Genomic DNA, 12,365 nt, shown 5'->3' on the forward strand with positions numbered 1-12,365 from the left:
GGCCGAGCGTTCTTTCCGGGCACGTAGCCTGCGGCCATCAGATGGCTCGTTTGGGAGGAACGGTTATGGCTCAATCGCATGCAACCGCCACGACGACGACGGTTGAAACCCCGCAGGTCCGCAACATCACCACCTCCGATGTCTTGGAGGCCCTGCGTCATGGCTTCGAAGACTTCTGGGAGCACCCGTCGCACTACGCGTTCGCCGGAGTGATCTACCCGATCGTCATGGTGGTGGCGGCCGTTTGGGTCTCGGGGCAAAACATATTGCCGCTGCTCTATCCCTTGGCCACCGGCTTCGCCCTTCTAGGACCCTTTGTCGCCCTGATCTTCTATGAGGTCAGTCGCCGCCAGGAGCTGAGGATGGATGCCTCCTGGAGACATGGATTCGAAGCCTTGCGCTCACCCAATCTGTCGCAGATGGCGACCGTCGGCATCGTGCTCTGCGCGCTGTTCGTCACCTGGCTCATCACCGCGCAGGTGCTGTTCACCGGGCTTTTCGGCAGCGAGCCGCCGACATCGCTCTCGGGCCTCTTCTACGAGATCCTGACCACCGGGCAGGGCTGGACGCTGATCATCTTCGGCAACCTCATCGGGTTCCTCTTTGCTACGCTGGTGCTCTTCATCTCCGTGGTGACCTTCCCGCTGATGCTCGACCGGCACGTGACGGCGCGCCAGGCCATCGAGACCTCGCTCAAGGCCTCGCTCACCAACACCATTCCCGTGCTGCTCTGGGGCCTCATCGTCGCCGTCCTCTTGGCGGTCGGCATGGCGACGCTGTTCGTCGGGCTGATCATCGTCATGCCGGTGCTCGGCCATGCCACCTGGCATCTCTACCGCAAGATGATCGTGCCGCAGGCCGGTCGCGTCGCCCGCGCAAGGGCCCCGCGAGCCGCTCGGGCTCCGAGCGGCGTCCGCCCGGCGTAGGCGACTATCCTTCCAAAGCCACGCCCGGTTTGGCGCCGGGCGTGGCGACATTTTCCACAAGGCCGTCAGACCTCAACATGTCGTCCCCGCGAAAGCGGGGACCTCCGTTTGCTGGACCGGAAAGGGACAGAGATTCCCGCTTTCGCGGGAATGACCGTGATGTGGCGGTTGTCGAGCCAGCTCGATCGGCCAGCGTTTACCGGGTACCGGCTTTCGTAGGGATGACAGCCGGTGGGCGATTCAAGTCCCGCCGCTGAGGAAGAACACACGCATCCATTCGGTATAGCTTGCTTCGATTCCCATCATGGCGACGAAGACGAGGATCAGCACGGGCGGCACCAGGATCGCGTAGGAGAGGGCCAGCCGCTCCCAGGCCATATGCATGAAGACGGCGATGATGAGCCCTGCCTTCAAGAGCATCAGCGCAATGATCAGTCCCCAGCGCAAGAGCCCTTGGAACTGCAGGATATCGACCATGTAGGAGCCGACCGAGAGGATGAAGAGCCAGGTCCAGACCGTGAGGTAAAGCTTGATCGGATGTTCCTGGTGCTCCTCCTGCGGCGGGGCGGTATTGGCTGTGGCTGCATGATCCATGGCGCTCACCAGAGATAGAAGAAGGCGAAGATGAAGACCCAGACGAGATCGACGAAGTGCCAGTAGAGGCCCATGATCTCGACCATCTCGTAGCGGCCTTTGCGGCCCGTCAGGAACCCGGGCTTGCCGTTGTCGAGATCGCCGCGCCAGACCTTGCGGGCCATGATGAGAAGGAAGATCACGCCGATCGACACGTGCGTGCCGTGAAAACCCGTGATCATGAAGAAGCTTGCGCCGAACTGCTCGGCGCCCCAGGGGTTGCCCCAGGGCCGCACGCCTTCGTGGATGAGCTTGCTCCACTCGAAGGCCTGCATCCCGACGAACATCGCTCCAAAGAACGCGGTCACCAGGATCAGCGCTGTGGTCTTCTTCCTGTCGCGCCGGTAGGCGTAGTTCACTGCCATCGCCATCGTGCCGCTCGAGGTGATGAGCACGAACGTCATAATGGCGATGAGCAGGAGCGGCATGTGCATGCCGAAGACCTCGAGCGCGAAGACCTCGCTGGCGTTCGGCCACGGCACCGTCGTCGACATGCGCGCCGTCATATAGGAGAGCAGGAAGCAGCCGAAGATGAAGGTGTCGCTCAGAAGGAACACCCACATCATCACCTTGCCCCAGGAGGCCGTCTTGAAGGAGCGCTGGTCGGAAGACCAGTCCTTGACGATGCCCTTGAAGCCGGGTTCCAGCGTCGGCGCTGCGTGCGGCTGGGTTGCGCCGGTATCGTTCATGTGAGGCCACTCCCCGACAGGATCTGTCCGCAGATCGAGAGGAACTCGCCGGCCCAGCCGGAGAGCACCAGAAGCAGGATCACCCAGACGAACAGCATGAAGAGCCAGTAGGTCGCCGCCAGTTCGACGCTGAGGCGGATGCGCTGCGTCCCGTCGCTGCGCCAGATGCGCTCGAACGTGCGGGCCAGCGCGAACATGCCGCCGATGACGTGGAGGCCATGGGCAGCGGTCATCAGGTAGAAGAAGCTGACGGCCGGCCCCGAATTGACGAAGTAGCCGCCGCCGGCGAGCATCCTCCAGGCGGCGAGCTGGCCGGCAAGGAACGCCAGCGCCGCAACGCTCGCGACGATGGCGCCGGCCCTCGCGTGCCCGAGATTGCCGCGCGTGGCGCCCGCTCGGGCCCATTCGAGCGCGAGGCTTGCAACGATGAGGCAGAGCGTGTTCGGCCAGACGATGAAGGGCAGGGGTACCGCCTGCCAGTCCGTCATCTCGGCGCGCAGCACATAAGCGCTGATGAGCAGCGCGAAGAGCGATCCGACGACGGCGAGGAAGACACCGAGCCCGACCTGCGCCGGCTGGCGCGGTTCTGCCGATTGCGCCAGCGTGCCGGCCGCGTCGACCTGCAACCACGGCTTGGCGAGCAGGCCCTGCCGGGAAAGCCACCAACCGGCGCCGAGCGCCAGCACGGCCATGAAGATCAGCACCGCGCTCATGCCGGTGTCTCCCGCGTGACGGTCGCCGGCTGGTTCTGCGGGATGAAGTCCTCGGCCGCGCCAGGCACGCTGTAGTCGTAAGCCCAGCGGTAGACGACGGGCAGGTCCTTGCCCCAGTTGCCGTGGCCGGGCGGCGTTTCGGGCGTCTGCCATTCGAGCGTCGTCGCCCGCCACGGATTGCCGCCGGCTTCCTTGCCGTGCTTGCGGCTCCAGATGAGATTGAAGACGAACACGATCTGCGCGAAGCCGACGATGAAGGCGACGATCGAGATGAAGGCGTTGAGCGCGTGCGCCGACTCCGGCATCAACAGGATGTCCGAGCTCTCGAAATAGCGCCGCGGCGCGCCCATCAGCCCGAGATAATGCATCGGGAAGAAGATGAGGTAGGCGCCGAGGAACGTCACCCAGAAGTGGAACTTGGCCATCGCATCGTCGAGCATGCGCCCGGTGACCTTCGGATACCAGTGATAGATCGCCCCGAAGATGACGAGGATCGGCGCGACGCCCATCACCATATGGAAGTGCGCGACGACGAACATGGTGTCCGACAGCGGCACGTCGACCACCACGTTGCCGAGGAAGAGCCCCGAGAGCCCGCCGTTGACGAAGGTGACGATGAAGCCGAGCGCAAAGAGCATGGGCGGCGTGAAGTGGATGTCGCCGCGCCAGAGCGTCAGCACCCAGTTGTAGACCTTGATCGCCGTCGGCACGGCGATGATCAGGGTGGTCGTCGCAAAGAAGAACCCGAAATATGGGTGCATGCCCGAGACGTACATGTGGTGCGCCCAGACGATGAAGCTCAGGGCCCCGATGATGACGATGGCCCACACCATCATCCGGTAGCCGAAGATGTTGCGCCGCGCATGCGTCGAGATCAGGTCCGAGACGATGCCGAAGGCGGGCAGGGCGACGATGTAGACTTCCGGATGCCCGAAGAACCAGAAGAGGTGTTGGAAGAGGATCGGGCTGCCCCCGCCATAGCTCAGCTGTTCGCCGAATTCGACGAGGGTCGGCATGAAGAAGCTGGTGCCCAGGAGCTTGTCGAAGAGCATCATCACGGCGGCGACAAACAGCGCCGGAAAGGCGAGGAGCGCCATGATGGTGGCAACGAAGATGCCCCAGACGGTGAGCGGCATGCGCATCAGCGTCATGCCGCGCGTGCGCGCCTGCAGCACGGTGACCGTGTAGTTGAGCCCGCCCATGGTGAAGCCGGCGATGAAGAGGATGAGCGAGACCAGCATCAGCACGATGCCGAACTGTTGTCCGGGCGTGTTGGAAAGGATCGCCTGCGGTGGATAGAGCGTCCACCCCGCCCCCGTCGGCCCGCCGGGCACGAAGAAGCTGGCGACCAGCACCAGCACGGCGAGCAGGTACACCCAGAAGCTGAGCATGTTTGCGTAGGGGAACACCATGTCCCGCGCGCCGATCATAAGCGGAATGAGGTAGTTGCCGAAGCCGCCGAGGAAGAGGGCGGTGAGCAGGTAAACCACCATGATCATCCCGTGCATGGTGATGAACTGGTAGTACCGCTCGGCATCGATGAAGGCGACGGCGCCCGGGAAGCCGAGTTGCAGGCGGATCAGCCAGGAGAGGACCAGCGCCACCGCGCCGATGGCGAGGGCCGTCGCCGCGTACTGCACGGCGATGACCTTGGCGTCCTGGGAGAAGACATAGGTGCTCCACCAGCCGTGGGCGTGGGGCAGCTCCATTTCCTCGATTTCGGCGGGCGGCGCCGACGCGCTCGCCTCATGGGGAATGTCGGCCATCAGTCCCTCCTCGATGCCCCCTCAACTCGCGAGGTCCGCGAACGTGACCTGCGTCGTCAGCCACTCGTCGTACTCCTCCTGGGTGACGACGGTGACCATGCCGCGCATGTAGGAATGCCCCGTGCCGCAGAGTTCGGCGCAGAGAATCTCATAGGTGCCCGTCTTGGTCGGCGTGATCCAGAAATAGGTGACGGAGCCCGGTATCATGTCCATCTTGGCGCGGAATTCGGGCACGTAGAAATCGTGCAGCACGTCGATCGAGCGCAGCAGGAACCGCACCGGCTTGTCGACCGGCAGCAGCAGCTCGCCGCCCTCGATGATCACGTCGTCGCCACTCGCCGGGTCGTCCGGATTGACCCCGAGCGTATTGTCGACGCCGATGAGCCGGTTGTCGGCGCCCCCGAGCTGCCCGTCGGCGCCCGGCAGCCGATAGCTCCACAGCCATTGCTGGCCGACGACCTCGACATTGGTCGCCTCCTCCGGCACCTCGATGAACTGGGCCCACACGAAAAGGCCGGGGGTGAGCATGGCGATGACGCCGCCGGCGGTCAGTGCCGTCAGGATGCTCTCGAGCCGCTTGTTCTCCGGCTCATAGGCGGCCTTGCGCCCCTCCTGGTGGCGGAACTTCCACAGGCAATAGGCGACGAACAGCACCACCGCCGAGAATACAGCTCCGGTGATCGCGAAGGTGAGGACCGTGGTGTCGTCGATATAGCCCCAATTGGACGCGAGCGGCGTGAACCACCAGGGGCTCAGGAAGTGGAAGACCACCGAACCCACGACGATGAGCACCATGATGACGGCAAAGATCATCGCCCCCAGACCTCCCTTGCGGCCGGGAGGGCCTCGATTGCCCGCAACCGCTCTTGGAGCGGCCCTAGGCTGCCTTCGACTGGCGATGATGTGGTCGTTCGCATGGCCACGCCCCTTGCATCACCCCTCCCGGTGACCTGAATGCTCGGAACAGACGCTAGGCACGACAGTAACCGCGGCAGATGAGAGTCGCGGCCGATAATGTTGAATGCTCACATCGACTTGGAAGATTGTCAATGTGAATGGCTGGCGCCGTGCAGAATTGCCCGGCGCCAGTATCGGCGCCGGCTTATTGCGCCGGAGCGGTGGTATTGCCTTCCGCATCGAACTGCGAAAGGTAGGCGACGACATTGGCGCGCTCCTGCGCATCGGGCAGGCCTGCGAAGGCCATCCTGGTGCCCTGGACGAACTGGCGCGGCGCTTCGAGGAACGCCGAAAGCGACTCGGCATCCCAGGTGATGCCCGAGTCCTTCATCGCCGGCGAATAGTTGAAGTCGGCAAGGCTGCCCGCCTGCCGTCCGATGATGCCGTTGAGTTCGGGGCCGGCAGCGTTGCGCGCATCGGGCCCGACCCGATGGCAGGCCATGCACTTGCGGAATACGGTTTCGCCGGCCGCCGGATCGCCCGTGGGTTCCTGAGCGGATGCGGACGCCGGCACCAGCACCGCGAGCGCGAGGCTGGCGGCGTAAAACGCACGTCTCAAGGCTGCTGCTTGCATACTCTCCTCCTCAGTGCGACGCGCGAAGAGGCGAGATACGGCTCATCGCAAGACCGTCACGGCAACGAGAATCGAGAGCCGGCGACCCGTCTCCCCCGCGGGCCGCTTGTGGCTCCATGACCGGCGCTACGTGGGCGCCGGTCACTTGGTAAACCGAGAGAACGATAGCCCCAGAACCTGTGCTCCGGGGCCCGTTCATACGAGATGAGGCAATATGTCGCGGATGCATTGCGTGGGGAGGTTGAGGGTGAGCACCAAACGCAGAACGCCGCTCTTTGCAGAGCCGCTCTTGTAGACCGCCACCACTTGCAGCCTTGCACTACTTCAGCCGCTTCTCCCCCGCCTCGATGCGGATCGGCAGCACGTTCTCGGGCGGGGGCAGTGGGCAGACCGCGTGCTCGGTGAATGCGCAGGGCGGGTTGAGCGCCTTGTTGAAGTCGAGGACGATGCTGTCCTGCGTCACCTCCTCGCCATAGACGAAGCGGCAGGCGGGGTAGGTCGAATCGCGCGAGGTGAGGTCGCGGATGACGAACTGCGGCGCCTGCGGCGTGCCGTGCGTGGCGACGAGCTCATAGGTCTGGCCGTCGCGCTCGAACACCGCCTTGTGCGTCACCTCGACCTCCGTCGGGATCGATTTGCTGGTATCGACTGTGATGCCCAAAGGGGCGTCCAGCGGCACCCATCGGGCAACGATCCGCCAGCTCGGATCGAGCGGGAAGTACTCGATCGGCGCCAGGTGGTTGGGCGCATCCGAGGTGGTATCGCGCACGCGCAGCGCATTCTCGCCGTTGAGTGTGGTGACCTCCAGCAGCAGGTTGCCGGCGGTGAAGCGCGGCGGCTTCTTCGTGTTGAGCGCGAGAACCTGCGCCGGCCCACCATTGGCCGGCGTGTAGGTCACGCCGCCCGAGGCATCCTGCATCAGGCTGCCGACATGCTCAGGCCCGGCCGAGAGCGCGATGTCGTTGTCCGCCGCGCTGCCGACGGTCACCGTGCCCTCCGACAGCCAGACGCGGGCGATGATGTTGAGCCAGCCGTCCGGCGCCTTCAACGCCGCGAGGCGACGGACCTTCCAGTCCTCGTAAGAATGCGCGTAGTCGGTCATGGCGAAGTGTCCTTGCTCTTGAGCCGCGGCACGCTGGCGAGCAGCCGCTGCGTATAAGGGTGTTGCGGGTTGGCGAGAACGGCCACAGTCTCGCCCGCCTCGACGATCCGGCCCTTCTCGAGGATGACGATGCGGCGGCAGAGGGCCGCGACGACGCCGATGTCGTGCGAGACGAAGACGAGGCTCATGCCCGCGCCCAGCCGCCGCAGCAGATCAACGATGCGGGTGCGGGTGGTGAGGTCCAAGGCGCTCACTGCCTCGTCGGCGAGCAGCAGCTTCGGGCTGGGCACGATGGCGCGGGCGATGGCGATACGCTGGCGTTGTCCGCCCGAGAACTGGTGCGGATAGCGCCGGGCCGCGTCGCGATCGAGCCCGACCGAGGCGAGGGCGTCCGCCACCATCTGCGTATGGTCGCCGGGCACGCGCAGAGACCGCAGCGGCTCGGCGACGATGGAAGACACCGTCTGGCGCGGGTCGAGCGAGGAGTAGGGATCCTGGAACACCACCTGCACCTGCCGGCGGAAGCTGCGCATGAAGGCAGCATTGCCCGGATCGAGCGGCGTCCCGTCGAAGCTGATGCTGCCGCTCGCCGGGCGTTGCAGGCCAAGCAGCAGACGCAACAGCGTCGTCTTGCCGGAGCCGGATTCGCCCACCAGCCCGATCGTGTCGCCGGCCGTGATGTCGAGCGAGACGGCATCGAGGATGCGCCGGTCGCGCGCATAGCCGAAGCTGACGTCATCGACGCGCACGAGGCTCATGACCGGCCCTCCAGCGCATCGTCGAAGCTGCGCGCGGCGGCGAGCAGGCTGCGGGTATAGTCGTGCTGCGGCGCTCCGAACACGGTGGCGACGGGTCCGGTCTCTACGGCTTCGCCTTTGCGCAGCACCACCACGCGCTCGACCGTATTGGCGACGACCGGTAGGTCGTGGCTGATGAACAGCAGCGCCATATTGCGCTCGCGCACCAGCCGGTCGAGGAGATTGAGGATCTCGGCCTGGGTGGTGACGTCGAGGGCGGTCGTCGGCTCGTCCGCGATCAGCAGGTCTGGCCGGCAGGCGAGCGCCATGGCAATGGCGATACGCTGGCGCTGGCCACCGGACAGTTCGTGCGGATAGGCGCGGGCAATGCGGGTCGGGTCGGACAGTGCGACCTCGTCGAGCAGTGCGAGCACGGCCCCGTCGAGAGCCGTCCCGGACAGGGGCCGGCCATCCCGTCGTGCCCGGCGCGACAGCGGTTCGGCGACCTGCCGGCCGACCCGCTTCAGCGGGTCGAGCGCTGTCAGCGGTTCCTGGAAAACGATGGCGGCAGCGGTGCCGCGCAACTGGTCGAGCTGGTTATCGGGTGTGCCGATGACCTGCTGGCCGGCAAGTTCCACGGAGCCTTCCGCAACGAGGCCCGCGGGCAGAAGGCCGGTCGCTGCAAGCGCGGTGAGCGACTTGCCGGAACCGGATTCTCCGATCAGGCCCACTCGCTCGCCGGATGCGGTCTGGAAGGAAAGATCGCGCACCAGCGTCGTCGTACCCGTGCGGATGGTCAGCCGGTGGACATCGAGCAGCGCGCTCATCGTGCCTGCCTCGTCGGATCGATCGCTTCGCGCAGCCCGTCGGCGAGAAGGTTCATGCCGATGACCAGCGACACCAGCGCGACGCCCGGCGCGATGGCTCCGATCGGCGCGGTGTAAACGGTGCCCTGCGCCTCCTGCAGCAGCCGTCCCCAGGAGGCGTTGGGCGGCGGCGCACCGAGGCCGAGATAGGAGAGCGACGCCTCCGCGATCACCGCCAGCCCGAATTGGAGGGCGAAATTGACCGACAACGTCGGCCAGATGTTCGGCAGCACGTGGATCAAGACGATGCCGAGCCACGACGTGCCGGAGGTGCGCGCAGCCGTGATGTAATCCATCAGCAGCACGCGCTTGGCGAGGATGCGGGTCAACCGCGCCACGATCGCCGAGAGCGCGATGCCGAGAGCGACGATCGCCGTCGAGAGGCTCGCCGTGTCGCTCGCCGCCACCACCAGCATGGCGATGAGGAGGGTCGGGAAGGCGATGAGGATATCGAGCGTTGCCGCCAGCGCATCGTCCAACCACCGGCTCGCGAATGCTGCGAGGAGCCCGAGCGTGACGCCGATGACGGCGCCGATGGCGACAGCGCCGACGCCAACCATCAGCGCGATGCGGCTGCCGATCATCAGCTGCGTGAAGAGATCGCGCCCCAGCCGGTCGGTGCCCACCCAGTGCAGCCAGGATGGCGGTTCCAGCCGCCCGCCCGCCATGGCGGATGGATCGTAGGGCAGCCAGACGAGCGTCAGCAGCGCGATGACGACATGGATGCCGACGAGCACCGCACCCGCATAAAGTGTGAGGGAGTGCTGCCGGCGCTCCACGGCCTGTGTTTCGGCTGCGGCCGTCATGGCTGCACGCGCCCGCGCAGTCGCGGATCGATGAGGCGCTGTGCGATATCGGCCGCAAAGCCGATCAGCAGCACCAGCAGCGTCGAGACGAAGAGCACCCCCTGCACATTCGGATAGTCGCGCTGCTGGATGGCGAGCAGCAGCATCGAGCCGAGGCCCGGCAGGCTGAACACCCGCTCGATCACCACCGCGCCGAGAAAGGTGCTGGCGAGCTCGATGCCGAGGATCGAGACCACCGGCACCGCTCCGTTGCGGATGCCGTGACGGAAGAGCGCCTCGGGAAAGCTCGAGCCCAGGGCGCGCGCGGTGCGCAGGAAATCGCTGCCGAGCACGTCGAGCGTCGCCGCGCGCACATAGCGCAGCAGGGAGGCCCCCATGACGAGCCCGATGGTCAGCGCCGGCAGGACCATGCCCGTTGCAGCTTCCTGCCAGCTGCTCCAGCCGCGCAAGGGAAATCCTCCGGACGGCAGCCAGCGCAGGTTGATGGCGAAGACCCAGACGAGCAGGATGCCGACCCAGAACACCGGGATGGCGATGCCCAACTGGGAAACGACCGAGATGGCGGCCCCGTACCAGCGGTCCGACCGCACCGCCGCGATGATGCCGAGCGGAATCGCAAAGAGCAACGCGAGCGCGAAGCCGATGAGCGTCAACGGCAGCGTCACCGCCATGCGGTTGCCGATTTCAGCGAGCACCGGTGCGCGGCTGACGAAGGATGTGCCGAGATCGAGCCTGGCGATATTGCCGAGGAACGAGACGAACTGCACCGAGAGCGGCTGGTCCGAGCCGACCTGCGCCCGGGCGGCCGCGATCTGCTCCTGCGTCGCGCCGACGCCGAGCAGGGCATTGGCCGGGTCGCCCGGCAAGAGGCGCAGCAGCACGAACAGCACGGTCGCCGCGATCAGCAGCGAGACGAGGAGGATTGCGGTGCGGCGAAGAGTGTAGGCGAGAATGACGGTAGCCTCTGATAGGACGCCCAGGATCATAGCGCCGACGTTCGAACGAAACCACCGGCCCTTGCGGCGCCGGTGGTTCATATAGACTCAGCAGGACGTTAGTTCGACTTCTGAATGTCGTAAGCGAAAAACTGCGAGTTGAGCCCGTTGACCGGATAACCCGTGACGTTGGCCGCCGACACCACGATCTGCGGATAGAGGTAGAGCCAGTTGCTGGCCGCATCCTCGGCGATGATCCGGTTGGCTTCGGTGAGTTTCTCGGTCTGCTCCTCTTCGCTCGAGGCGGCCTCCGAGTCGGCGATGAGCTGCACGACCTCGGGGTTGTTGTAGCCCCAGTAGAAGTCCGGGTTGCCGTAGAACACGATATCGCGGTGGTTGACGTGCTCCTGCAGCGTCGCCTCGAAATTATGCTCCTGGTAGATCTTGGTGTACCACTCGTTGGCGGTGATGATGTTGATGTTCACCGTCACGCCGATCTTGGCGTACTCGCTCTGCAGGAACTGCGCGACGATCGGATGCGGGTCGTAGTCGGGCGTGTCGAGCGTGAACTCGAACCCGTCCGGATACCCGGCCTCGGCCAGCAGTTCCCTTGCGCTTTCCGGATCGTAGGGATCGACGCCGGTGAGGTCCACGTACCAGGGATCGGTGGGCGGCACGAACGAGCCGATCAGCGTGCCGTACTCGCCCCAGATGGAATTCAAGAGCCGCGCCTTGTCGGTCGCACGGGCGAGCGCCTTGCGTACCTGCACGTTGTCGAACGGGGCGACCCGATCATTGTAGGCGAGCAGCTCCTTGGTGGTCGAGGCGCCCTCGGTGACGGTGAACTGCGGGTTGCCGGCGAACTGGGCCAGCGAATCCGGGCTCTGTACCGAGGTGACGATGTCGACTGCGTTGGTCAGCAGCGCGTTGTTGAGCGCCGTGGCGTCGGTGAAGTATTGGAAGAGCACGGCGCCGTTGGTCGGCGCCTCGCCCCAGTAGTCGTCGAAGCGGGTGAGGGCGAGAGCGGAGCCGCGCCGCCATTCATCGAGCGTATAGGGCCCGGTGCCGTCCTCTGCACTGGTGATGTCGCCGGCCGCATCGTTGACGATCCACACATAGGAGAGGTTGTAGGGCAGGGAGATCGAGCGGGCCGAGAGGGTGATGACGACCGTACGCTCGTCCGGCGTTTCGATGCCGGTGATGGTCGAAAGGCTGCGCTTGCGTGAGCTGCGCGAGTCCTCGGCCGTCACCCGCTCGATGGAATACTTGACGTCGGCGGAGGTCAGCGGTTCGCCCGAGTGGAAGGTTACGCCCTCGCGCAGGGTGAACGTATAAGTGAGGCCGTCCTCGGAGACGGCGTAGTCCTCGACCAGCACCGGCTCGACGGAGCCCGCATCGGTCAGCGTGAAGAGACCCTCGTAGACATTGCCGTTGAACGCCTCGTTGATGCCCTGGCCGGCGCCGGCGGTGTTGTCGAGGTTCTGCGGTTCGTAGAGCGAGCCGATGCGGATGGTCGCACCCGGATCGTAGTCTTGCGCCAGCGCGCCCGGCCCGAAGGCGACGCTTGCCAGCAGCGCGGCGGTCAGAAGGATTTTGGTGGGTCTCATGGAATGCCTACTCCGTTGACGCTAGGGGTCTTCAAGCATAGCGAGCCTGGCGAT

13 protein-coding genes are annotated in these 12,365 nt (G+C 65.4%); 1 reads left to right on the top strand and 12 read right to left on the bottom strand.

Features of this window, described 5'->3' with window-relative positions; translation table 11 throughout:
- Positions 1-65 precede the first annotated feature (65 nt).
- Positions 66-926 (top strand): DUF2189 domain-containing protein, encoded by an 861-nt coding sequence (locus tag VE25_RS11015; protein ID WP_046108667.1) that lies wholly within the window; start codon positions 66-68, stop codon positions 924-926.
- Between the two features lie 240 nt (positions 927-1,166).
- Here VE25_RS11015 and VE25_RS11020 read toward each other — a convergent pair whose 3' ends face one another.
- The 12 genes from VE25_RS11020 to VE25_RS11075 all read right to left on the bottom strand — a co-directional run bounded on the left by VE25_RS11020 (position 1,167) and on the right by VE25_RS11075 (position 12,311).
- A complete protein-coding gene (locus VE25_RS11020; protein WP_046108668.1) occupies positions 1,167-1,520 on the bottom strand; it encodes a cytochrome C oxidase subunit IV family protein in 354 nt (117 codons plus the stop codon).
- A gap of 5 nt (positions 1,521-1,525) precedes the next feature.
- A complete protein-coding gene (locus tag VE25_RS11025) occupies positions 1,526-2,248 on the bottom strand; it encodes a heme-copper oxidase subunit III family protein (protein WP_046108669.1) in 723 nt (240 codons plus the stop codon).
- Positions 2,245-2,961: a cytochrome c oxidase subunit 3 gene (locus tag VE25_RS11030; protein ID WP_046108670.1), complete on the bottom strand. Its 717-nt coding sequence runs from the start codon at positions 2,959-2,961 to the stop codon at positions 2,245-2,247. The genes VE25_RS11025 and VE25_RS11030 overlap by 4 nt, the downstream gene beginning before the upstream one ends.
- Positions 2,958-4,727, bottom strand: a complete 1,770-nt coding sequence (locus VE25_RS11035) for a cbb3-type cytochrome c oxidase subunit I (protein ID WP_046108671.1) — start codon at positions 4,725-4,727, stop codon at positions 2,958-2,960. The genes VE25_RS11030 and VE25_RS11035 overlap by 4 nt, the downstream gene beginning before the upstream one ends.
- A gap of 21 nt (positions 4,728-4,748) precedes the next feature.
- Positions 4,749-5,540 (bottom strand): cytochrome c oxidase subunit II, encoded by a 792-nt coding sequence (gene coxB / locus VE25_RS11040; protein ID WP_046108672.1) that lies wholly within the window; start codon positions 5,538-5,540, stop codon positions 4,749-4,751.
- 289 nt (positions 5,541-5,829) lie between these two features.
- The gene (locus VE25_RS11045; protein ID WP_046108673.1) at positions 5,830-6,258 is read right to left on the bottom strand and encodes a c-type cytochrome; all 429 of its coding nucleotides are present in this window, start codon (positions 6,256-6,258) and stop codon (positions 5,830-5,832) included.
- Positions 6,259-6,577: 319 nt separating this feature from the next.
- Complete coding sequence (locus VE25_RS11050; protein ID WP_046108674.1) at positions 6,578-7,360, bottom strand: DUF1684 domain-containing protein; 783 nt, start codon at positions 7,358-7,360, stop codon at positions 6,578-6,580.
- Positions 7,357-8,118, bottom strand: a complete 762-nt coding sequence (locus tag VE25_RS11055; RefSeq protein WP_046108675.1) for an ABC transporter ATP-binding protein — start codon at positions 8,116-8,118, stop codon at positions 7,357-7,359. Before VE25_RS11055 ends, VE25_RS11050 begins: the two co-directional genes overlap by 4 nt.
- Positions 8,115-8,924 carry an ATP-binding cassette domain-containing protein gene (locus VE25_RS11060; protein ID WP_046108676.1) on the bottom strand — a complete coding sequence of 270 codons (810 nt, stop codon included), beginning with the start codon at positions 8,922-8,924 and terminating at the stop codon, positions 8,115-8,117. The genes VE25_RS11055 and VE25_RS11060 overlap by 4 nt, the downstream gene beginning before the upstream one ends.
- On the bottom strand, positions 8,921-9,769 hold the full coding sequence (locus tag VE25_RS11065; RefSeq protein WP_046108677.1) for an ABC transporter permease: 849 nt from the start codon (positions 9,767-9,769) through the stop codon (positions 8,921-8,923). Before VE25_RS11065 ends, VE25_RS11060 begins: the two co-directional genes overlap by 4 nt.
- Positions 9,766-10,755 (bottom strand): ABC transporter permease, encoded by a 990-nt coding sequence (locus VE25_RS11070; protein WP_046108761.1) that lies wholly within the window; start codon positions 10,753-10,755, stop codon positions 9,766-9,768. The genes VE25_RS11065 and VE25_RS11070 overlap by 4 nt, the downstream gene beginning before the upstream one ends.
- A 68-nt stretch (positions 10,756-10,823) precedes the next feature.
- Complete coding sequence (locus VE25_RS11075; protein WP_046108678.1) at positions 10,824-12,311, bottom strand: ABC transporter substrate-binding protein; 1,488 nt, start codon at positions 12,309-12,311, stop codon at positions 10,824-10,826.
- Positions 12,312-12,365 lie beyond the last annotated feature (54 nt).

It is taken from the genome of Devosia geojensis, assembly GCF_000969415.1.
In the GTDB taxonomy this organism is placed as follows: domain Bacteria; phylum Pseudomonadota; class Alphaproteobacteria; order Rhizobiales; family Devosiaceae; genus Devosia; species Devosia geojensis.

Coding starts and splice junctions, on each gene's coding strand:
- VE25_RS11015 (WP_046108667.1), top strand. CDS start 66: ATGGCTCAATCGCATGCAACCGCCACGACGACGACGGTTGAAACCCCG.
- VE25_RS11020 (WP_046108668.1), bottom strand. CDS start 1,520: ATGGATCATGCAGCCACAGCCAATACCGCCCCGCCGCAGGAGGAGCAC.
- VE25_RS11025 (WP_046108669.1), bottom strand. CDS start 2,248: ATGAACGATACCGGCGCAACCCAGCCGCACGCAGCGCCGACGCTGGAA.
- VE25_RS11030 (WP_046108670.1), bottom strand. CDS start 2,961: ATGAGCGCGGTGCTGATCTTCATGGCCGTGCTGGCGCTCGGCGCCGGT.
- VE25_RS11035 (WP_046108671.1), bottom strand. CDS start 4,727: ATGGCCGACATTCCCCATGAGGCGAGCGCGTCGGCGCCGCCCGCCGAA.
- coxB (WP_046108672.1), bottom strand. CDS start 5,540: ATGATCTTTGCCGTCATCATGGTGCTCATCGTCGTGGGTTCGGTGGTC.
- VE25_RS11045 (WP_046108673.1), bottom strand. CDS start 6,258: ATGCAAGCAGCAGCCTTGAGACGTGCGTTTTACGCCGCCAGCCTCGCG.
- VE25_RS11050 (WP_046108674.1), bottom strand. CDS start 7,360: ATGACCGACTACGCGCATTCTTACGAGGACTGGAAGGTCCGTCGCCTC.
- VE25_RS11055 (WP_046108675.1), bottom strand. CDS start 8,118: ATGAGCCTCGTGCGCGTCGATGACGTCAGCTTCGGCTATGCGCGCGAC.
- VE25_RS11060 (WP_046108676.1), bottom strand. CDS start 8,924: ATGAGCGCGCTGCTCGATGTCCACCGGCTGACCATCCGCACGGGTACG.
- VE25_RS11065 (WP_046108677.1), bottom strand. CDS start 9,769: ATGACGGCCGCAGCCGAAACACAGGCCGTGGAGCGCCGGCAGCACTCC.
- VE25_RS11070 (WP_046108761.1), bottom strand. CDS start 10,755: ATGATCCTGGGCGTCCTATCAGAGGCTACCGTCATTCTCGCCTACACT.
- VE25_RS11075 (WP_046108678.1), bottom strand. CDS start 12,311: ATGAGACCCACCAAAATCCTTCTGACCGCCGCGCTGCTGGCAAGCGTC.